This is a genomic window from Kutzneria sp. CA-103260, assembly GCF_018263855.1.
Lineage (GTDB): Bacteria > Actinomycetota > Actinomycetes > Mycobacteriales > Pseudonocardiaceae > Kutzneria.
On record NZ_CP073318.1, the window covers coordinates 6348511 to 6367864 of the forward strand.

19 protein-coding genes are annotated in these 19354 nt (G+C 69.5%); 6 read left to right on the plus strand and 13 right to left on the minus strand.

The features are described 5' to 3' along the window. Positions 1-31: 31 nt before the first annotated feature. Positions 32-1315 (plus strand): cytochrome P450, encoded by a 1284-nt coding sequence (locus JJ691_RS27835; RefSeq protein ID WP_211762574.1) that lies wholly within the window; start codon positions 32-34, stop codon positions 1313-1315. Here the strand turns inward: JJ691_RS27835 and JJ691_RS27840 are convergent. The 5 genes from JJ691_RS27840 to JJ691_RS27860 are packed head-to-tail and all read right to left on the minus strand — an operon-like array spanning position 1239 to position 4102. Continuing rightward, a complete protein-coding gene (locus tag JJ691_RS27840; RefSeq protein ID WP_211762575.1) occupies positions 1239-1508 on the minus strand; it encodes a ferredoxin in 270 nt (89 codons plus the stop codon). The genes JJ691_RS27835 and JJ691_RS27840 overlap by 77 nt on opposite strands. After that, positions 1505-2518, minus strand: a complete 1014-nt coding sequence (locus tag JJ691_RS27845) for an NADH-ubiquinone oxidoreductase-F iron-sulfur binding region domain-containing protein (RefSeq protein WP_211762576.1) — start codon at positions 2516-2518, stop codon at positions 1505-1507. Before JJ691_RS27845 ends, JJ691_RS27840 begins: the two co-directional genes overlap by 4 nt. Then, positions 2515-3021 carry a ferric reductase-like transmembrane domain-containing protein gene (locus tag JJ691_RS27850; RefSeq protein WP_211762577.1) on the minus strand — a complete coding sequence of 169 codons (507 nt, stop codon included), beginning with the start codon at positions 3019-3021 and terminating at the stop codon, positions 2515-2517. Before JJ691_RS27850 ends, JJ691_RS27845 begins: the two co-directional genes overlap by 4 nt. After that, on the minus strand, positions 3018-3902 hold the full coding sequence (locus JJ691_RS27855) for an FAD:protein FMN transferase (RefSeq protein WP_249227059.1): 885 nt from the start codon (positions 3900-3902) through the stop codon (positions 3018-3020). Before JJ691_RS27855 ends, JJ691_RS27850 begins: the two co-directional genes overlap by 4 nt. After that, the gene (locus tag JJ691_RS27860) at positions 3899-4102 is read right to left on the minus strand and encodes a hypothetical protein (RefSeq protein WP_211762578.1); all 204 of its coding nucleotides are present in this window, start codon (positions 4100-4102) and stop codon (positions 3899-3901) included. The genes JJ691_RS27855 and JJ691_RS27860 overlap by 4 nt, the downstream gene beginning before the upstream one ends. Positions 4103-4301: 199 nt before the next feature. On the opposite strand from JJ691_RS27860, the gene JJ691_RS27865 reads away from it, so the two are divergent. Both JJ691_RS27865 and JJ691_RS27870 read left to right on the plus strand, forming a co-directional pair. Further along, positions 4302-6128 (plus strand): glycoside hydrolase family 9 protein, encoded by a 1827-nt coding sequence (locus tag JJ691_RS27865; RefSeq protein WP_211762579.1) that lies wholly within the window; start codon positions 4302-4304, stop codon positions 6126-6128. Positions 6129-6304: 176 nt separating this feature from the next. Continuing rightward, the gene (locus JJ691_RS27870) at positions 6305-8431 is read left to right on the plus strand and encodes a helix-turn-helix transcriptional regulator (protein ID WP_211762580.1); all 2127 of its coding nucleotides are present in this window, start codon (positions 6305-6307) and stop codon (positions 8429-8431) included. 142 nt (positions 8432-8573) lie between these two features. On the opposite strand, the gene JJ691_RS27875 is transcribed toward JJ691_RS27870, so the two are convergent. From JJ691_RS27875 to JJ691_RS27890, 4 genes are read right to left on the minus strand one after another with little or no spacing between them, the layout of a single operon-like run. After that, positions 8574-9287, minus strand: a complete 714-nt coding sequence (locus JJ691_RS27875) for a DsbA family protein (protein WP_211762581.1) — start codon at positions 9285-9287, stop codon at positions 8574-8576. Between the two features lie 53 nt (positions 9288-9340). Beyond that, positions 9341-9877 (minus strand): Clp protease N-terminal domain-containing protein, encoded by a 537-nt coding sequence (locus tag JJ691_RS27880; protein WP_211762582.1) that lies wholly within the window; start codon positions 9875-9877, stop codon positions 9341-9343. A 1-nt stretch (position 9878) separates the two neighbouring features. After that, positions 9879-10121, minus strand: coding sequence for a helix-turn-helix domain-containing protein (locus tag JJ691_RS27885; RefSeq protein WP_211762583.1), 243 nt, complete (start codon positions 10119-10121; stop codon positions 9879-9881). 31 nt (positions 10122-10152) lie between these two features. Then, positions 10153-11031 carry a LysR family transcriptional regulator gene (locus JJ691_RS27890; RefSeq protein ID WP_211762584.1) on the minus strand — a complete coding sequence of 293 codons (879 nt, stop codon included), beginning with the start codon at positions 11029-11031 and terminating at the stop codon, positions 10153-10155. Positions 11032-11110: 79 nt separating this feature from the next. On the opposite strand from JJ691_RS27890, the gene JJ691_RS27895 reads away from it, so the two are divergent. Then, positions 11111-11773, plus strand: coding sequence for an SDR family oxidoreductase (locus JJ691_RS27895; RefSeq protein ID WP_211762585.1), 663 nt, complete (start codon positions 11111-11113; stop codon positions 11771-11773). Positions 11774-11933: 160 nt separating this feature from the next. On the opposite strand, the gene JJ691_RS27900 is transcribed toward JJ691_RS27895, so the two are convergent. The 3 genes from JJ691_RS27900 to JJ691_RS27910 all read right to left on the minus strand — a co-directional run bounded on the left by JJ691_RS27900 (position 11934) and on the right by JJ691_RS27910 (position 16255). Continuing rightward, positions 11934-14282 carry a glycoside hydrolase family 95 protein gene (locus JJ691_RS27900; protein WP_211762586.1) on the minus strand — a complete coding sequence of 783 codons (2349 nt, stop codon included), beginning with the start codon at positions 14280-14282 and terminating at the stop codon, positions 11934-11936. Between the two features lie 370 nt (positions 14283-14652). Further along, a complete protein-coding gene (locus tag JJ691_RS27905; protein ID WP_211762587.1) occupies positions 14653-15594 on the minus strand; it encodes a pyridoxal-phosphate dependent enzyme in 942 nt (313 codons plus the stop codon). Continuing rightward, entirely contained in the window at positions 15581-16255 is a 675-nt protein-coding gene (locus tag JJ691_RS27910; protein ID WP_211762588.1) for a DJ-1/PfpI family protein, read from the minus strand. Before JJ691_RS27910 ends, JJ691_RS27905 begins: the two co-directional genes overlap by 14 nt. A gap of 70 nt (positions 16256-16325) precedes the next feature. Here JJ691_RS27910 and JJ691_RS27915 point away from each other — a divergent pair, with 70 nt between their 5' ends. Continuing rightward, positions 16326-17255: a GlxA family transcriptional regulator gene (locus JJ691_RS27915; protein WP_211762589.1), complete on the plus strand. Its 930-nt coding sequence runs from the start codon at positions 16326-16328 to the stop codon at positions 17253-17255. Between the two features lie 35 nt (positions 17256-17290). Then, positions 17291-17872 carry a hypothetical protein gene (locus JJ691_RS27920; protein WP_211762590.1) on the plus strand — a complete coding sequence of 194 codons (582 nt, stop codon included), beginning with the start codon at positions 17291-17293 and terminating at the stop codon, positions 17870-17872. On the opposite strand, the gene JJ691_RS27925 is transcribed toward JJ691_RS27920, so the two are convergent. Continuing rightward, entirely contained in the window at positions 17869-19113 is a 1245-nt protein-coding gene (locus JJ691_RS27925) for a helix-turn-helix domain-containing protein (protein ID WP_211762591.1), read from the minus strand. The genes JJ691_RS27920 and JJ691_RS27925 overlap by 4 nt on opposite strands. Positions 19114-19354: the final 241 nt, after the last annotated feature.

Consider the following 19354-nt stretch of genomic DNA (forward strand, 5'->3'; position numbering starts at 1 on the left):
GCCGGTCCTGGGCATGAGGTATGTTGAATTCATGATGAAGCTCGCTTCGCGCATTACTTCGTGGTTCGTGCGCAGGCAGATCGCGAAGACGGGGCAGGACGGATTCAATCTGTCACGTATCCCTTTCATTCCCGATTCCGCGCTCATGCCGCTGGCGCGCGAGGGTGTGCACCCGGTGCGGGACATGCGCCTGCTGCGCGAGTCCGAGCCGGTCACCAGGCTGAAGCTGCCGCTCGGGTTCCGGGCCTGGCTGGTCACCGGTTACGACGACGCCCGGGCCGTGCTCGGCTCGGCGACCGACTTCAGCAACGACTTCAGCAATCTCGCCGGCAATTTCGGCATCACCGCGGACCAGAATCCAGGCGGCCTCGGTTTCTCCGACCCGCCGCTGCACACGAAGCTCCGTAAGGTGCTCACCCCCGAATTCACGGTGCGCCGGCTGAGCCGCCTGACGCCTCGCATCGAGCGCATCGTGGCCGACACCCTGGACACCATCGAGGCGCAGGCCGTGCACGGCCCGGTGGACCTGATGCAGGCGTTCGCGCTGCCGATCCCGTGCCTGACGATCTGCGAGCTGCTGGGCGTGGACTACGAGGACCGCGAGGACTTCCAGCGCCTGGGCGCGGCCCGGTTCGACCTGTTCGGCGGGGCCAGCGCCTCGCTGGGGGCGATCAGCGAGTCGCTGGTGTACCTGCGAGGCGTGGTGGCCAAGCAGCGCAAGAACCCGGGCGACGACCTGCTGGGCCAGATCATCAAGGAGCACGGCGACACCATCGACGACGAGGAGCTGGCCAGCATCGCCGACGGCCTGCTCACCGGCGGCTTCGAGACCACGACGTCGATGCTGGCGCTGGGCGCGATCGTGCTGCTGCAGAACCCGGAGGCGTTCGAGCGGCTGCGCACCGACGACGAGGCGGTCAACGCCTTCGTCGAGGAACTGCTGCGGCTGCTGACCGTGGTGCAGGTGGCGTTCCCGCGCTTCGCCAAGAAGGACATGACGTTGGGCGGCCAGGAGATCAAGGCCGGCGACGTGGTGATCGTGTCGCTGTCCGGGGCCAACCGGGACGCCGCGCTGGGCCCGAACATGGAGGGCTTCGACCCGGACCGGCCGACTTCCTCCTCGCACCTGGCCTTCGGACACGGCATCCACCGCTGCATCGGGGCCGAGCTGGCCAAGATGGAGCTGCGCATCGCCTATCCGGCGCTGGTGCGGCGGTTCCCGAAGCTGCGGCTGGCCGTCAGCCCCGAGGAGCTGGCCTACCGGCAGGTGTCCATTGTGTACGGTGTGGACGAGCTTCCGGTGCTGGTGGACTGACTTTTCGCAGGCTTATCGCGAGGCGGGGGCACAATTGTGCGGCCCGCCTCGCGTGTTCTTCGAGCTGGGCCGGAACGCGCTTGTCGGCGATGAGCGGATAGCCCCAGGGATCGGCGGACACCAGTTCCGGCAGCAGTTCCGCACACATTCCCCGTGCGTCGCAGGCCGTCCAGTCGATGTGCAGTTCGGTCATCTCCACTCCCCTTCGAATGCCGCCATCGCGCTGCGGACCAGCCGGGCCGTGCCGTCCGGGTGGTGGCAGGCGCCTCGGCCGTCGACCAGCCCGACGAGCTGGTTGACTTGCGGCCATTGATGTCTGGTCATCGCCTCGGCCAACGCCGGCAGGCCGAACCGGCAGGGCCCGCACTGTTTCACACTCTGCACGGCCAGGTACCGGACGATCTCGGTCGTCCTGGCCAGGCCACTTTCCTTGGCGGGCAAGGCGATGGCCACGCCGGCGCCGGGATCGGCGATGGTGTCGTGCGGCCGCAGCCAGGTTCCGTGGTAGCCGCCGACCAGCACCGCCTTGACGGGCTCGCTTTCGCCGGCCAGGTCCAGAAGCTGTTGGACGGTGGCCCCTCTGGCGACCTCGTAGACGCCTGGTCGTCGCACCGCGCCGGAAATCGTGGCCAGGTAGGTGTCGTGCTGGCGGAACCACCTCGGACCGCAGCGGGCGATCTGGGCGATACGGGCCAGGGTCTCGACGTTCTGCACCAACATGTCGTCGCGGCCGCGGTCGGTCGGTTTCGCCGGTCGCCCGGCGACCGCCGCCATCACCGCCGAGGACTCCCCCGCCGTGAAAGCGTCCGGGGCCGTCACGTGAACGATCGGATGCCGGTCAGATTTCCGTTTCGGAACAACAATTCCCTTCGGTCCGTAGAGGTAGACCCGGTCCGCGCCGACCGCGTCGGCGGCCAGTTGCAGGCCGTCGAGCACGAGGTGCGGGCAGTGCTCCAGCAGCACTTTGTCCTTGCGGCTGGCCGGTTCTCCCTCGGCGGCGTTGGCGATCACCACCGGGTGGTCGGTGACCGCGGTACGGGCCAGCTTGCGCCAGGTCGGGAAGTTGGCCCCGCCGCGGCCGGTCAGCCCGGCCTCCTGCACGGCCCCGATCAGCGCCCCGCGAATACTCGGCCAGGGCAGCGGGCCGTTGCGGGCGATGTGCTCGTCCTCTGATCGCGCGGCGGCGTCGAGCAGCGGCCTCATGTGACGAACCTCCAGGTCACGGTGGTGGCCACGGCGGTGGCGCAGCCGACGGCGAGGACACCCATCCACAGCTGCGTGGCGTCGGTGCCGGTGCCCAGGGCGTGCGCGAGGGCGATTGGCCAGATGGCGTAGGAGAGCCAGTGGATTCCCCGCCACGCCCGCAGCCCCAGCCGGGCCCGGTTCAGGCTGGTGATCAGCACCAGGAGCAGCAGGTCGAACGCCAGCGTGCCGAGGCCCAGCCAGAACTGCCGGTAGGAGCCGACGAACGGGACGACCAGGTCGACCGGGTTGAGCTTGGCGTAGGAGTCGAACAGCAGGCTCAGCACGTGCACGACGACCAGGCCCAGGCCGATCAGCGAGGCGTTGCGGTGCACGGTGGCGATGGCGAACCGGGGCAGCCCGGCCAGCGGTTTTCCTTGCCTGGTGGCGATTCCCAGCACCACCGAGACCGTGAGCATGAGCAGGGCCATCACCCCCGCGCCGCGGGCGATGTACCAGATCACGGCCAGCCGCCGAGTGTTCTGACAGTGCCGTCGGCCGCCACCAACCGGGCCGGCACGTCGTGCTCACGCAGCATGTCGAGCGCGTCCTCACCCAGCACCAGCGCGGCCGTGGTCAGCGTGTTGGCGTCGGTACAGTGATCGGCGACAACCGTTGCACAGCGCCAAGTTCTCGGCGCCGGCAAGCTGGTCCGGGGATCGAGGATGTGGTGCAGCACGCGGCCCCCGCGCCGCCACTGCCGACTGCGGGTGCTGGAGGTGGCGATCGCTTTACCGGCCGGCATCCGGACCACGCAAGAGGGATCGTCTTCCTGGTCCCGCACCAGGATCTGCCAGCCTTTCTCCGGCGCGGGGCCGGCCGTCGCGATGTCGCCGCCGAGGCTGACCAGCACGCCGGTGTCGAGGGCGTCAGCCACCAGCCGCGCACTGCAATCGGCGGCGAAGGCCTTGGCCGTGGCACCAAGGTCCAGCACCAGACCGTCGGGGATGGTCAGCGTGTTGCCGGTCAGCTTGACACTGCTCCAACCCGGGGATTGCTTGACTGCCAGCGGAATTTCCAGCCCGTCAACGTCCACAGTGGAGATGTCGCGGTCGTAGCCGAGAGTGCAGAGCGCACTGCCGACCGTCGGATCGACCGCCCCGTCGCTCTCCTCGGCCGCTCGCAGCGCGACCTCCACCAGCGTCGCCAACAGCGGGCTGACCTGCACCGGGCCGCTACTACGACCCGCTGCCATCAGCTCCGAATCCGACCGGAACCGACTACAGGCCTGGTCGATCTCGGCCAGCATCGTCTCCACCAGCGCCCGCGCCGTCGGCAGCCGCTCCGGCTCCGTGACGACCACACGGGCCGTCGTGCTCCATACGGACCATTCCGCCGCGTTCACGATCCCCCCGTTCTCGCCATCGGGTCCGTGCCCGTGGACAACTGGCTCGACGTGCTGCCACCAGACGTGCTGCTGCTCGTCGTGGCGCTGTCCGAGTGGCTCACCACCGCCGCCACCGCCACCGCCCCGCCGACCCCCACCAACGCCAGCGCCGCCGTGATCACCGCCGCGCTGCGAATCCCCTGCTCCCGAGCGTTCATGGCCTCCACAGTGCGCCGCCGACCTGTGTGCCAGCTGAGCCCCGCCTGTGCCGTCCCCTTGCGCTACGGACGGGCCGACCGTGCTTACCCCGCGCCCCCTCTTCCCCTCCCAGTCCCTTTCCCCGCCTCCTCGCTTCCCTCCTTGACCGTCACCAGGCCGGCACCTAGGGTGACAAATAGTTAAGGAGGTTTACAAATAATGTCTTCCTCTTCGGAGCAGTCACCCACCCGCCGCCGCTTCCTCCTCGGCACCGCCGCCGTCGCCGGCTCGGCCGCGCTTCCCGCGCCGAGTCCGGCCGCCGGCTCGAAACCCTTGGTGCTCACCAACAACGTCGGCTTCGAGCCGGGCGCGGCCAAGCGCGTGGTGATCGCCGCGACGAAGCCGTCCGCCGGGCCCCGGGCCTACCAGGTGGTCGACAACGCCACCGGCCAGACCGTGTCCCGGGGGCTGGCCAAGTACGTGGGCCCGGTCCAGGACTGGGCCGCCGACCAGGTTCCGGCCGTGCCCAGCTACTACTGGGTCGCCGACCTGACCGCGTTCACTCGCACCGGCCAGTACGTGGTCACCGTGGACGGCGGCAGCTCGCAGCCGTTCTGGATCGAGCCGAACGTCCTGGAGCGCCGCACGATGTCGCATCTCGTGCACTACTTCAAGGATGCCCGCAGCTCCGGCCAGTACGACAAGGCCGACCGGAAGCTGCCGTTGAAGTCCGGCGGCACCTTCGACGCCAGCGGCGGCTGGTACGACGCGGCCGCCGACTGGGGCAAGCACTTCACCCAGCTGTCCAACCTGTCGTACTTCAACACGCTGTCCATCCCGCTCACCGCCTGGGCCCTGGCCGCCGCGCACGACCAGATCGCCAAGCGCGGCAACACCGATCTCGTCGCGGCCCAGGGCTGGCTGCTGGACGAGGCCCTGTTCGGCGCGGACTACCTGACCCGCGTGCACGTCAAGGGCGGCTCCTTCTACAGCTCGGTCGGCCAGCCCGAGGCCGACGACCTCGGCGCCGACCCGACCCAGCGCAGCCTGAGCACCCGGCAGGTCGACTTCCGCGAGGGCGGCGGCCTGGCCATCGCCGCGCTGGCCCGGTCCAGCACCTATCCGGTGTCCGGCGACTACGCGTCGGCCGATTACCTGGCCGCGGCCGAGGACGCTTTCGCTTATCTGGTCGCCAACAACGTGAAACTCCTGAATGACGGCAAGGAGAACATTCTCGACGACTTCAACGCGCTGCTGGCCGCAACCGAGTTGTTCAAGGCCACCAAGAAGGACACGTATCGAACGGCCGCCGACACGCGGGCGGCGAACCTGTGCGCGCGGCTGGTTTCCTGGCAGGGCTACCACGACTACTGGCGCGCCGACGACGCCGACCGACCGTTCTTCCACCCGTCCGACGCCGGGCTGCCGGTGGTCAGCCTGCTGACGTACCTGGACGTCGCCGACGCGGCGACGAAGACCAAGGTGCTCGACGTGGTGCGGCGGTCCCTCCAGTTCGAGCTGAACGTGACCGGCGAGGTGCCCAACCCGTTCGGCTACGCGCGGCAGCTGGTGCAGGACAACAAGGGCACGCGCTACAGCGGCTACTTCTTCCCGCACAACGTCACCCCGCGCACCGATGACGCCTGGTGGCAGGGCGAGAACGCCCGCCTGGCCTCGATGGCGTCGGCGGCACGGCTGGCCGCCGGCTTCTATACCGGTGCGTTCGCCGCCGGTCTCCGCGCGTACGCCCAGGACCAGCTGAACTGGATCGTCGGCTCCAATCCGTTCGACGTCTGCATGCTCGAGGGCACCGGCCGTGACCAGCCGCTCTACCTGGAGTACGCCGACGGGCAGACCGTCGGCTCGTGGCGCTGGCTGCGGTCGGCGGGCGGCATCGTCAACGGCATCACCGGCAAATCGGACGACGGCCGTGGCATCGCGTGGGATCCCGGCACGGCGTTCACCGGCCCCAACACCGACTGGCGGTGGCTGGAGCAGTGGCTGCCGCATTCCACCTGGTTCCTGTACGCGGCATCGATCGGATGATGGGCCGGGCCCCGGGATACGCGCCCGTCCGCATTTCTAGTGATTTGCCAGTGTGAGTTGACAGCGTCCCCGGGTGGTCGATTGACTGGCCACCCGGGGGACTTTTTCCCACCGTTCACCGACCGAAGTCGCCCCCCGCGAGTCATTCTCTTTCGTCGAGCTGGCCGGGGGAGATCATGCAGCCGCAGGTACTCGAACGTTCGCTACCGAATGACCGACGACCGCTGCGCGGCCGGGACCGGCAACTCGACCGGATCGCCGCCGGCCTGTCGGCCCGGGAGCGCCGGACCCTGCTGCTGGCGGCGCCGGTCGGCTCGGGCAAGACCCGGCTGCTGCAGGAGGCCGCGACCATGGCCGCCGAGCGCGGTTTCACCGTCGTGGACGGGCCGGATGTGACCGCGCTGAGCCTGCCGGTGGCCTTGGCCCCGCACTCGAACCCGTCGAGCTGGCTCACCGCGCCGTTGGAGCGGCACCTGGTGGCCCAGCTGCGGCGCGGGCCTGTGCTGGTCGCCGTGGACAACCTGCACTGGCTCGATCCGCTGACCGCGACGGCGCTGCGCGACCTGATGGTCCGAATGGCCGACCGGCCGCTCATGTGGATCTTCGCCATGCGCGCCGAGCACCTGGACTCCCCCAACGGCCTGCTGCTCGGCGAGATGGCCGCCGACCCGTGCACGGAGTGGCTGGCCCCACTCGACCCATTGCCCGACAACGTTGTCACCGAGGTGGTCGCCGATCTGCTCGACGCCACCCCGGACGCCGGCCTGCTGTCGCTGTGCGAGTGCATGGGCGGCAGCCCACGGGCTATCACCGAACTGGTCCGAGGGCTGGTCGAGGACGGGGCCGTGCTGGTCACGGCCGGCATCGCACACCTGCGCCTTGCTCTTCTGCCGCAACGATTTCTGACCGCGGTGCGGGTCCGGTTGGGCCAGCTGGACCCGGCCACCCAGCAGGTGGTGCAGGTGGCGGCTGTGCTGGGCCGACGGTTCGGTCCCGCCGACCTGGCCGCCATGCTGGCCGTGCCGCCGGCGACGTTGCTCAAGCCGTTGCAGGAAGCCATGAACGCCGGTTTGGTGGAGTCCCTGGCCGACGCCTTCGAGTTCCGGCGGGAGCCGGTATGGCGGGCGGTCCTGGACACCGTTCCCCGCCCCATGCTCTCCCTGCTCGGCCACACCGTCGCCACCGGTTGGGACGGCGTGTCCCTGACCGCTCGGGCCGACTCCATGTGGAGTTCCGGCCGGGTCGAGGACGCCCTGGCCACCGTGCGCAAGGCCGCCGCACAGGAGTCCCCGTGGCATTTTGATCCACGGTGGACCCTCGCGTGGATGCAGATCCGCCTGCGCCGTCTGCCCGACGCCGCCGAAACACTTCAGTCCATTGAGGACAGCCTGGCCGCCACCAAGGTGTTGGCCAGCATCCCTTCCGCGCTGCGCTCGTGGCTGGCCTTCGCCGCCGGCGCCATCGCCGAGGCGGAGGCCGAGGCCCTGGCCGGCATCGGGCTCGTCGCCGGCACCCAGATGCCCTTGTACGAACCCCATTTGCGGGCTGTGCTCGTGCTGTGCGCGTTGCGGCGTGGGGACGTCGCCGCCGCCGCCGAACGGCTCCAGTTCTTCGACACGCTGCCGGCGTCGGCCATGCGGACCTGGGTCACCGCCCAGGTCGCCGCCGCCTGCCGTGGTCCCGAGGCTGCCCTGGCCGTGCTGTCCGAGGTCCGCACCGATGCCGCTCGGCGGCGTGAACTCCTCTTGGAAGATCCCTCCGCCGCCGCCTGGTGCGTCCGTACTGCCCTGGCCGCCGGCGACGAGATCTTCGCTCGGTTGGTGGTCGCCGCCGCCGCCGACCTCGGGCTCAGCCCCCATGCCCGGGCCCTCTACCAGCGGGACCCCTCGGCCCTCGCCGCCGTCGAGTACTCCGACCCCTGGGCCCAGGCCTCCGCCACCGAAGACCTGGGTTCCGTGCTCTGCACCCAGGACCGCGACGCCGCCGTCGTCGCCTTCGATCAGGCCATGGAGTGCTACGACTCCCTTGGCTCCGCATGGGATTCGGCCCGCGTCCGCAGTCGCCTGCGCCGCCTCGGCATCCGCCGCCGGCACTGGCACCGCGCTCCCCGGCCCTCCACCGGCTGGGCCAGCCTCACCGGCACCGAGGAGAAGGTGGCGCGGTTGGTGGCCCACGGCCTCACCAACCGCCAGGTCGCCGCCGAGCTCTTCGTCTCCCCCCACACCGTCGGCTTCCACCTCCGCCAGATCTACCGCAAACTCGCCATCCAGTCCCGCGTAGACCTCGCCCGCATAGCCCCCTAACTCCCCACCTGTCAAGCCTTTGACGCTTGGAAGGGGGCATTCCTCTCGTCCAACGAGAGGAATTGAGCCTTGATCTTGTCGGCGATGGTCAGGAAGGGGTCATTCCTGACGTTCAACGTGAGGATCGGCGCGTTGATCTTGCTCAGGCCGCGCCCGTGAGCTGGGCCAGCCAGCCCGCCTTGGCGATGTCCACCTGAGTGCCCCCCATCAGCACCGTGGGCGTGCCCTTGAAGTTCACCGAGTCCCGGGCCTTGTCGGTCTGGGAGCGGATCTCGGTGTCGAAGGTGCCCCCGCGAACCTGGTCGGCGAACTGCTGGCCGGTGATGCCGGCCTTGCGGCCGATGTCAACCAGTTGATCATTGGTGTAGCCGGCCTGTCCCTCGGTGGGCTGGGCGTTGTACAGCGCGGCGTGGAACTCGGCGAAGCGGCCGGCCTTGGCGGCGGCGAGGGCGGCGTTGCCGGCGCGCAGCGAGTACCCGGCCGGGGTGGTCTCGTTGTCCAGCAGATCGAGCACGTGGTAGTTGACCCGCAACGAGCCGGCGGCGATGGCCTGGGTGATGGCCTTGCCGTAGGGATCTTCCAGATTGTGCTTGCAGTACGGGCAGAGGAAGTCCTCGTACACGTCGAGCGTGGCCTTGGCCGTCGAACTGCCGGCGACGACGGTGCCGTCGGACTGCAAGGTGGCGGTGTAGGTCCCACCGGCCTGCGGCTGGTCGGCCAGGGCGTGGCTGTAGACCACGCCCCCGAGCACGGCGGCGGCGATGACCACCACCGCGGCGATGAGAATCAGGTTCCGCCGGCCGTTGGCGGCGCCGCGAGCCGCCGCGACGGCATTGCTGGTCTTGGTTGCGCCCACCGGAACAACTCCTCCCTGTCCGCCCACCACGACGGCCGGGAGCCCGGTTCGGTTCAACGGCCGAGGCGCTCCAGCACGGCGGGCCGCAGGGAATCGACGTCGACGTCGAGGTTGCGCAGCACGGTGACGGCATGGCCCTCGCCGAGAGAGAGGATGCCGAGCAGGATGTGCTCGGTGCCGACGGTGGCGCTGCCCAGCTCCACCGACGACCGCAGGGTGTGCTCCAGGACCTTCTTGGCCCGGGGCGTGAACGGTGGTCGGGGGAAGTGGAACCTGCCCGGTCCGAACGTCTCGTCGGCCCGGCGGCGGATCTCCTCGACGTCGATGCCGATGCTGGCCAGCGCCTCGACGGCGGCCTGCGGCCCGGTCGACTGCACACCCTCGGCCGTCAGCACTCTGGCAACCTCCTCGCGCAGCGACTGGGAAGTAAGTCCCTTGTCGTGCAACACTTCCCCGGCGACGGTGTCGCGTACACCGGCCAGGCCGACGAGCACGTGCTCGGTGCCGATGAAGTCGTGCCCCTGCCCCATCGCCTCGTCCTGGGCCAGCACCAGCACCCGCTTGGCACGGTCGGTGAACTTCTCGAACATCTCAGGCCTCCTTGTTGGCCGCTTTGCGGCGGTTGGCGTGCTTCTCGTGCACGGACTGCCGGCTGACCGCGAGCGCGGTGGCGATCTCCTGCCACGACCAGCCCTGGTCGCGAGCGCTGTCCACGTGCAGGCGCTCCAGTTCCTCCAGCAGCCGGCGCAGGGCCACGACGGCCCGCAATCCGACCGCCGGGTCCTTGTTGGTGATCTGGCCGGCCAACTCGGCCGGCGTGTTCTGCTCGGTCATGGTTGTCAGGTTAGCCTGACACGATCCGCTGTCAAGACACCCTGACACCACGGCTCGTGACCGCGGCTTCGAACCGGCGGGCCAGGGCATCGGCCGGGTTGGCAACCAGGCAGACCACGTCACGGACGAGCGGCGGATCCATCGGCACGACCACACCGGCGAACCGGCCACCGATCGCCGTCCGCGGCACGATCGCGACACCCACCCCGGCCGCGGCCAGTTGGGCGGCAGTGACCGCCTGCCGAGTGCGCATCGTCAGCGCGAGAAGGACACCCTGTTGCGCCGCCACGGAATCCAGCCAGCCGGCCAGTCCGTTCTCCGGGCTGTAGTGCACGATCGGCTCGTCCCGCAACTGCTCGAAGGTGATCGCCGACTGCTCGGCGAGCGGATGTCCCTGTGGCAGCACAACCACGACGTCCTCGTGGCCGATCAGTCCACTGTGGCCGGTCCAGCGGCTCGGCCGTGGACAGACGGCCAGATCGGCCTGCCCGGAATCCAGTTGCTGGACAAGGACATCCGCGCTGGCGGCCTCAGTGAGAGTGATCCGCACGTCGGGGTGACGCCGTCGCCACTGGCGCAGCACCGGCGCGAGCAGACCGGCGGTCATGCTTTCCGCGCAAGCGATCCGCAGCTGCCCGGCAGCCCCATTGGCAACCGCCCGACCCGTCGCGACGACACGGTCGGCGGCGGCCAGCGCGACCCGGGCGTCAGCCTCGATCGCCCGGCCCGCGACGGTGGCCCGGACACCTCGCGGCAGCCGCTCCACCACAGCGGTGCCCAGTTCCTTCTCCAGTCCGGCCAACTGGTGCGAGAGCGCCGGCTGCGACATGTGCAGCGCGGCCGCCGCCTCCGTGATCGAGCCGGCGTCCAGCACGGCGACCAGGCATTCCAGGGCACGAAGCGTAGGCATTCGCCAATCCTATGGCTGTCCTCGAAAACATTCAGATCGCGACGGGATTGGCGTCGCGATCTGTGGCGTTGTCGAAGGCATGAACCTCACCGACCAGAAGATCCTGATCATCGGAGCCGGCTCCGGCATCGCCGCCCAACTCGCCGCCGACCTCACCGCTTCGGGCGCGAAGGTGACCGTCGCCGGACGCAGCACCACCCCTGCGGTTGACCTGACCGACGAGGACTCCATCCGCCGCCTCGCCTCGGACCTGGGCGAGGTCGACCACATCGTGTCCGTCGCCGCCGCTCACGCCAACGGGCCCGTGTCTGGCCTGGACCGCGACGCCGTGCACACCGCCTTCGACGCCAAGGTCATCGGCCCCCTCCTGCTGGCCAAGCACTTCGCGCCCCACATCCGCCCCGGCGGCTCCATCCTGCTGTTCTCCGGCGTCGCCGCCTGGCGGCCCAGTCCCGGGCTGGCCGTCATGGCCACCACCAACGCCGCCGTCGCCACTCTCGCCGAGGCCCTGGCCGTGGAACTCGCGCCGATCCGGGTCAACGCCCTCTCCCCCGGCATCATCGACTCCGGCTCCTGGGACCACCTCGACAAGCAGGCCTTCTTCGCCGACGTCGCCGCCAAGAACCCCGCCCGCCGCATCGGCCACCCCTCGGATGTCTCCGCGGCCGCCATCACCGCCCTGACCAACCCGTTCATCACCGGCACGACCCTGCACGTGGACGGCGGCGGCCGCCTTGCGTGACCTGCGCGGACTGCGGTCTGACCTGACCTGAGCAGCCCCCGGACCAATCCAACCACGAGAACCTGGCAGTGCCGGCCGACCAGCGACGGGGCCGGCACTGCCAGGTTGGTTCGTTAGACTCGATTCGGGGGCTGCCGGGAATCTCGGGGGCTGCCGGGAATCAGATGATCTTCTGGGTGGTGTTGGCGGCGAGGGTGACGGTGCGCTGCCAGGCGCCGGACTTCAGCAGGGTCTTGGTGCCGCCGACGCTGTGCAGAGTGAGGGCGGTGACCTTGCCGTCACGCCATTCCAGGTCGAGGGTGAAGCCACCGCGGGCGCCGATGCCGGTGACGCGGCCGGACCGGGACCACGCGGACGGCAGGGCGGGCAGCAGGTCGATCTGGCCGGGACGGGACTGGACGATCATCTCCAGCATGGCGGTGGGCGCGCCGAAGTTGGCGTCGATCTGGAAGATGGTGCGCTCGCCGAAGCTGTACATGTCGAACAGGTTGGCGGCGCTGCCGTTGCCGAAGTTGACCGACGGGGTCATGACGGTGAGCAGCAGCTGGTACGCCTTGTCGGCGTCGCGAAGGTGCGCCCAGCACGCGGACCGCCACGCGCAGGCCCAGCCGAAGCTCTGCGTGCCGCGGGCGGTGAGCAGGTTGCGGACGCCGTCGATGATCTCCTTGGGGCTGCTGTCGACCCGGATCCGATCACCGGGGAAGAAACCGATCAGCGGCGACAGGTGCCGGTGCTTGGTGTCGCCGAGGTTGTCCGGCGACATCCACTCCTCCAGCCACCCGGTCGTGGGGCTGACCACGGGCAGGTACAGCTTGTCCCGCATGGCGGTGATCGTCCTGGCGTAGTCCTGATCCTGACCGAGGACGTCACAAGCCGCCTGGTAGTGGGTGAACAGGTCCCAGGCCAGCTCTTGCGAGTACGTGTTGCCGATGCCGTCCTGCGGCCCCTGCTCGGGCGACCAGTCGTGGTCGTCGTAGAGCTTGCCGTCCTTCTCGATCAGCCGCGCCTCCCAGAACTGCACGGCCCCCTTGAGCAGCGGGTATATCTTCGTCAGGTACGCCTTGTCCTGGGTGAACTCGTAGTGCTGCCACAGGTTGTTGCACAGCCAGGCGTTGCCGGACGGGTGCCACCACCAGCCGCTGCCGCCGTAGGGGTTGGTGGAGAAGGCGACGGCCCAGCCGGCGATCTTGCCGCTGGTGTTGCGGAAACGGTTGCGGGGATCGTTGAAGCCCTTCTGCGTGGTGGCGGTCCACGAGGACAGCTGGGACACACAGTAGTCGGCGAAAGCGTTGAAGCACGAGGAAAGGCCGGCCCGGTCGGGCAGCCAGTAGTTCATCTGGACGTTGATGTCGGTGTGGTAGTCGGAGTACCAGTCCGGGTTGTTGTTCGACACCCACAGGCCCTGCAGGTTCAGCGGCAGGCTGTCCCGCGAGCCGCAGATCACCAGGTACCGTCCGAACTGGAGGTACGAGGCCTCCAACTCGGGGTCGGGCTCGGCGTGCGGGGCGGCCCGCTGCCACAGCCGGGCCCAGGTGTCCATGGACCGCTGCCCGGCCGACGACCGTCCTAAGTCGACAGTCATCCGGTTGTACAGCTTCTGGTAGTCGGCGACATGCGTGGCCAGCAGGACGTCGCCAGCGACATCAGTGACCTTCGACGCCTTCTGCCGGGCGACGGCCAGCGGGTCGGCCGAAGTGTCCTTGAAGGCGGTCTCGGGGTTCGCGGTGTAGTTGGTGCCGCCGGACACGACGATCAGCACCTCGCCGCAACCGGTGAAGACGACCTTCGCGCCCTGTACGGAAACGTTGCCACCCTTGGCTTTCGCCGTGACGACGGTGGCGTACTTGAGGCCGTTGCCGAGGGTGCCGGCGAAGGAGATCGCGCCCGAGTCGCCGGCGGTGGTCTCACCATGCGTGCCGGCCAGCGACACCGAGCCGGTGTAGCTGCCGCCGCCGGACTGGGTCAGCCGGATGACCAACACGTCGTCGGGGTGGCTGGTGTAGACCTCACGCCGGTAGTGCACGCCGTTGTACACGTAGCTCGCGGTCACGACGCCGTTGCTGAGGTCGAGGCGCCGCTGGTAGTCCTTCACGCCGGCCAGGGCGTGCGTGGGCACGTCGACGCCGACTCTCGCCAACTGGCTGTAGGTGCCGAAGTGCACGGAGTCGTAGTTCAGCTGTCCGTCGTCCTGGATGACGTCGTTGACGTCGCCGGCCCAGAGCGTGATGTCGTTGAGGTACAAGAAGTCGCTGCCCGGATCACCACCGACCAGGCCGCCGAGGCGGCCGTTGCCGACCGGCAGGCCCTGCTCGATGATCCGATCTTCGGCGGCCGGCGCGGGGTACCACAACGCCGTCGCGCTGGCGTCCGGCACCACCGTGGCGTCCGCCGGCCGGATCGGGTCGGCCTGCGCCGTGAACGGCCTCAGCCCCGTCATCGCCGCCGCCACACCCAACGCGCCGCCGAGACGCAGCGCGTCCCGCCGGGTACGACCAGCCAACTCGGTCATCATCGACCTCCAGAAGCGAACCGGTTTAGCCCGCACCCTGGTCAAACATCCGATGAATGTCAATACGGCGACAGAAAATTTCATAAATTAGGGCCAGTAGCCGGCGTGCGTGAGCAGCTCACTTGCGCCCCGCAACCCATCTGAGTGGCTCAGATGACCAGCCCGGACGCAACTGAGCCACTCACGTGGGACCCGGGGGCCATGTGAGTGACTCAGGTGCGACAAAGGGCGGCTGATCAGGCAGAACCGGTGCGCCGGGCGGTCGACGTTCGGGTGCAGGGGCGAGCCGTTCGGCGTAGCGTCGAAACCGGCGGCACCCGGCCACCGCGCCCGGTCGGGTGCCGGCCATCGAAGTCCACTGTGGACGGAACTACCCCACCAGCTCGGCGAACCGCTCCGGGCTGACGTTGCCACCGGACAGGATCACTCCGACGCGGCCGGACAGCCCACCCTGGAGGACGGCGGCCAGCGAGGTGGCGCCGCTGGGCTCCAGCACGATCTTCAGGCGCTCGAAGGCAAAGCGCATGGCATCGCGGATCTCGTCGTCGGTGACCAGAACAACCTCGTCGACCAGGCGCTGGTTGACGGAGAAGGTGAGCTCGCCGGGGATGTCGGCGGCCTGGCCGTCGGCGATGGTGCGGGGCACGGGAATCGAGACCCGGTGGCCGGCGGCCAGCGAGAGCTTGGTGTCGTTGCCGTGCTCGGGTTCCACGCCGACAACGCGGATCCGCCGGTCCAAGCCCTTGGCGGCGGTGGCACTGCCGGCGATGAGCCCGCCGCCGCCGATGGGCACGACGAGGGTGTCGAAAGGCCCGATCTCCTCGACCAGTTCCAGCGCGGCGGTGCCCTGCCCGGCCATCACGTGCGGGTGCTCGTACGGCGGAATCAGCGTGAGCCCCCGGTCCGAAGCCAGGGCGTTGCCGATGGCCACCCGGTCGCCGGTGTAGCGGTCGTAGGTGACAACCTCGGCGCCGTAGCCGCGAGTAGCGTCCACTTTGGACTGTGGGGTGTCCTCCGGCATCAGGATCACCGCGCTGCTGTTGAACTCCCGGGCAGCCAGTGCGACGGCCTGGGCGTGGTTGCCCGAGGAGTACGCGGCGATACCCCGGCTCAGCTGCTCAAGAGTCAGCCGGGACACGGCGTTGTAGGCGCCGCGGAACTTGAACGCCCCGACGCGCTGGAAATTCTCGCACTTGAGGAAGACCTCGGCGCCGGCCCGCCCGTCCAACGTGCGGGAGCGCACCACCGGGGTACGGAAGGCGACACCCTTCAACCGGGCGGCCGCGTCCTGGACATCGTCAAGGGTGAGCATGCTCCGACACTATCCGGCGGATCGTCGCCAGCCGGCGCTGCGTGACCTCCGCCATATCGGCCCGCGCGGCCGCCAGCACGGCGGCGGGAGCGGTCGCCGGGGTGCCGGCGTTGAACGGCGGCTGCGGCGCGTACTGCATATGGAGCTGGATCCGTTGCGCCACCTCGTCTCCGTGCAGACGAGCGGCCAGCATCAGGACGCCGTCGATGCCGGAAGTCACGCCGGCGGCGAAGATCCAGTCGCCGTCGACGACGACCCGCTCGTCGACGACCGTGGCCCCGAACTCGGGGAGCAGGTGCACGGAAGCCCAGTGCGTGGTCGCCCGGCGGCCCTTGAGCAGCCCGGCGGCGCCGAGCAGCAGCGCACCAGTGCAGACCGACAGCACCACGCCGCCGGACTGCTTTCGTAGCCAGGCCAGGACTTCCTCATTTTCCATCAGCGCGTCCACGCCACCGCCGCCGGGCACGTGCAGCACGTCCAGCGCGGGCGCGTCGGCGATCGCCGCGTCCGGCACGATGGTCAGGCCACGGGCGTCCCGCACCGCCGCACCGGTCGGGCTGTAGCTGCGGTAGGTCGCGCCGGGCAGGCGGACCAGCACCTCGAACGGACCGGTGAAGTCGAGCTGGTCCATGTCGTCGAAGACGAGCGAGCCGATTTCCATACCCCGATCCTGACCAAAAGCAGGTCGGACGACGAGTGGCAGGACTGCCCCAGTTCGCTAGGATCCTGCCATGCATCGGATCGTCGCGCTGGCCCTGCCCGACCTGGTCGCCTTCGACCTGTCGGTGCCGGCCCAGATCTTCGGCCACCGCGCCGAGCGGGACCGCTACGAGTTCACGGTCTGCGCCCAGCGGCCCGGCCCGGTGCCGACGACCACCGGCTTCGCCATCGAGGCGACCGCCGGCCTCAAGGCCCTGGCCGGCGCGGACACCGTTGTCGTGCCGGGCTTCTACCCGCTGGACGCCCCGCCCGAGCCGGTGCTGCGGGCACTCCGATCGACCACGGCCCGGCTGGTCTCGGTGTGCACGGGGGCGTTCGCGCTCGCGGCGGCGGGCGTGCTCGACGGCCGCGCCGCCACCACGCACTGGCAGCACACCGACGAGTTGGCCACCCGGTTCCCGAAGATCGACGTCCGCCCCGATGTGCTGTACGTCGACGAGGGCCCGGTGCTGACCAGCGCCGGCATCGCGGCGGCCATCGACCTCTGCCTCTACGTCTACCGCGCCGATCACGGGGCCGAGCGGGCGGCCCGGGTCGCCCGCCGCATGGTCGTCGCCCCGCACCGCTCCGGCGGCCAGGCCCAGTTCGTGGACCGGCCGCTGCCCGAGGGCAACCGGCTGTCCGACACCTGCGCCTGGGCGGTGCGACGGCTGGCCGAGCCGATCACCGTGGACGACCTGTCCCGCCATGCCGGTTACGCGCCAAGGACTTTCGCCCGGCACTTCCGGGCCGAGACCGGCATGACCCCGTTGCGGTGGCTCACCGCGCAGCGGCTGCTGGAGGCCCGCCGGCTGTTGGAGGCGACCGAGCACGGCATCGACGAGATCGCCCGCCGCTGCGGCCTGGGCACCGCGGCCAACCTTCGGCTGCACCTGGCCAGGGAGGCCGCGACCACGCCGTCGGCGTACCGAACGGCTTTCCGCGGCAGCACAATTCGCTGACAGGTTCCTCACAATCGCCTGCCATCGTGGCCGGCATGAGGTTCACGCTCTTCGCCGGTGCGGCGCTCGCGGTCCTGACGCTCGCCGCCTGCGGCGCCCAGGCCCAGGCGCCGCAGGTCGCCTCGCTCACCACTGCCAACGGCACCGCCACCAGCACACCGTCCACTTCGGACGATTCGAAACGTCCACAGCTGCGGATGGACAGCAGCCAGGCCGAGGTCGACGCCGCGTGGCGGGGCTACGACGCCTGCCTGAAGGACCATGGGCACGTGATGTTGCGCGGCGACGGCACCGATCAGCACGCCGGCGTGGCCGACACCTCCGGCAACAGCCCGGACATGAACGACAACAGCCCGAAGTCGTTGGCCGCGGTCAAGGAGTGCACCGACAAACTCCCGTTGCAGCCGCCGGAGTTGGACCAGTCGAAGAATCCGCACTACCTCGACCAGTACCACGTCTACATGACCTGCCTGACCAGTCACGGCGTCGCGGTGCACGCGATCGAACCGTTCGGCTCCGGCTGGACCTACGACGACGGCGTGACGCAGCGGCTCACCGAGGCACAGCAGCAGAAGGTCGACCACGACTGCCAGCTGGCCTCGTTCAAGCTGAACTAGCTGACACCGTCGGATTCCTCCAGCAGCCCCAGATCCTGGGCCGCGGCCAGCGCCGCCGCCTTGCTGTGCACGCCAAGCTTGCGGAACAGGCTGCTCTGGAGGTTTTCCACGGTACGCACGGAGATCCCGAGCAGGCGGGCGGTCTGCTTGGCCGAGTGACCGCGGCCGATGGAGGCGATGATCTCCTGTTCCCGCCGGGTCAGCGAGAGCTGCCACCGCCACCAAGTACGGTCCGCACCACGTGCGACGCCCAGCATGGCCCGGGAATTCACCGCGTGCACCATCAGATAGCCCTGGCCGGCCGCCCGCACCGCCGGCACGATCATCCCGTCGACACTGGCCGCGGGCAGCACAGTGATGCCCGCCGCCAGCACCTCCAGCCCGTGTTGCAGGGGAAGTTGCCGACTGGCCACCACCACCGGGGCCGAGCGGCCGCCGGTAAGCGCTTGCCAGTCCCCGGGTTCCGGGTCGACCAACACCGTGGCCACCCCCGGCTCGTCGGCGCCGACGACCGGGATGTCGTGCTCGGTCAGGATTCGCCGCACCCGGTCGGCGAGCAGGCAGCCCTCGTCGCGCGTCAGCACGCACACGCGAAGCAGATCCTGGCCGCGTTCCTGCCGGGGCAGTTCGATCACCGAGGCCATCAGCCCCAGCCGGGTGGCACTTGCCGCCGCGTGAGCCTGGTTGTGCACGTCCAACTTGGCGAAGATGCGCTGCTTGTGGTGTTCCACGGTGTGCGGGCTGATGCCGAGCTCGGCGGCGACCTGCCGGGGCGCGTAGCCGGCGCTGATCAGGTACAGCACCTCCAGCTCGCGAGTGGTCAGCGCCTGACGTCTTCCCTTGTCCAGCCGGGTGATCTCCACCGCCGCCGACGGCACCTTGATCGCCTCGACCAACGCGTCCAGGCCTCGGTTGGACGACACCAGCGCGCTGATGCCGGCCTCGTAGGCCCGGATCACGTAGGCCGCCGGCAGCATCTCGTGCACGCCGACCATCCGCAGCCGCCGTCCCGGCTCCAGCAGCAGCGACACCAGCCGGTCGTTGCTCCAGCGCGGCGGGTCAGCCTGGAAGACCGCCACCTCGGGCCGGCACAGCCGGCACAGTTGGACCAGTTCGGGGGCCGAGGCCACGGTGCCGGCCAGCGTGACGCCGGGCTCCCTCGTCAGGTGCGTCGCCATCAGTTCCCTGACCAGCCGGTTCTGGTGCTGGAGGACGACGTTGAGCCGAGCCGGTGCCAGCATTGTCGATTCTCCCTCCGCCGCCCCGACGAGGTATGGCCTGCAAGCGATTACATCGGCCCTTCGCCCATGGCTCCTCCGCGATTAGCATGACGAGAGCACATCATGTGGCCTGTTGGTGGCGGTCAACGAGAATCCACTCGACGGCGGCTGATTATCGCAGCGACGCGTGCCACCGGCAACAAATCGGCCGTCGATTACCTAGGTATTCCAAAGGCACGGACACCTGGGGAGAACAAGCCAT

Bases quoted from the DNA above. Each gene is read 5' to 3' on its own strand.
- JJ691_RS27835 (WP_211762574.1), top strand. From the start codon at position 32: ATGATGAAGCTCGCTTCGCGCATTACTTCGTGGTTCGTGCGCAGGCAG.
- JJ691_RS27840 (WP_211762575.1), bottom strand. From the start codon at position 1,508: ATGACCGAACTGCACATCGACTGGACGGCCTGCGACGCACGGGGAATG.
- JJ691_RS27845 (WP_211762576.1), bottom strand. From the start codon at position 2,518: ATGAGGCCGCTGCTCGACGCCGCCGCGCGATCAGAGGACGAGCACATC.
- JJ691_RS27860 (WP_211762578.1), bottom strand. From the start codon at position 4,102: ATGAACGCTCGGGAGCAGGGGATTCGCAGCGCGGCGGTGATCACGGCG.
- JJ691_RS27865 (WP_211762579.1), top strand. From the start codon at position 4,302: ATGTCTTCCTCTTCGGAGCAGTCACCCACCCGCCGCCGCTTCCTCCTC.
- JJ691_RS27870 (WP_211762580.1), top strand. From the start codon at position 6,305: ATGCAGCCGCAGGTACTCGAACGTTCGCTACCGAATGACCGACGACCG.
- JJ691_RS27880 (WP_211762582.1), bottom strand. From the start codon at position 9,877: ATGTTCGAGAAGTTCACCGACCGTGCCAAGCGGGTGCTGGTGCTGGCC.
- JJ691_RS27885 (WP_211762583.1), bottom strand. From the start codon at position 10,121: ATGACCGAGCAGAACACGCCGGCCGAGTTGGCCGGCCAGATCACCAAC.
- JJ691_RS27890 (WP_211762584.1), bottom strand. From the start codon at position 11,031: ATGCCTACGCTTCGTGCCCTGGAATGCCTGGTCGCCGTGCTGGACGCC.
- JJ691_RS27895 (WP_211762585.1), top strand. From the start codon at position 11,111: ATGAACCTCACCGACCAGAAGATCCTGATCATCGGAGCCGGCTCCGGC.
- JJ691_RS27900 (WP_211762586.1), bottom strand. From the start codon at position 14,282: ATGACCGAGTTGGCTGGTCGTACCCGGCGGGACGCGCTGCGTCTCGGC.
- JJ691_RS27905 (WP_211762587.1), bottom strand. From the start codon at position 15,594: ATGCTCACCCTTGACGATGTCCAGGACGCGGCCGCCCGGTTGAAGGGT.
- JJ691_RS27910 (WP_211762588.1), bottom strand. From the start codon at position 16,255: ATGGAAATCGGCTCGCTCGTCTTCGACGACATGGACCAGCTCGACTTC.
- JJ691_RS27915 (WP_211762589.1), top strand. From the start codon at position 16,326: ATGCATCGGATCGTCGCGCTGGCCCTGCCCGACCTGGTCGCCTTCGAC.
- JJ691_RS27920 (WP_211762590.1), top strand. From the start codon at position 17,291: ATGAGGTTCACGCTCTTCGCCGGTGCGGCGCTCGCGGTCCTGACGCTC.
- JJ691_RS27925 (WP_211762591.1), bottom strand. From the start codon at position 19,113: ATGCTGGCACCGGCTCGGCTCAACGTCGTCCTCCAGCACCAGAACCGG.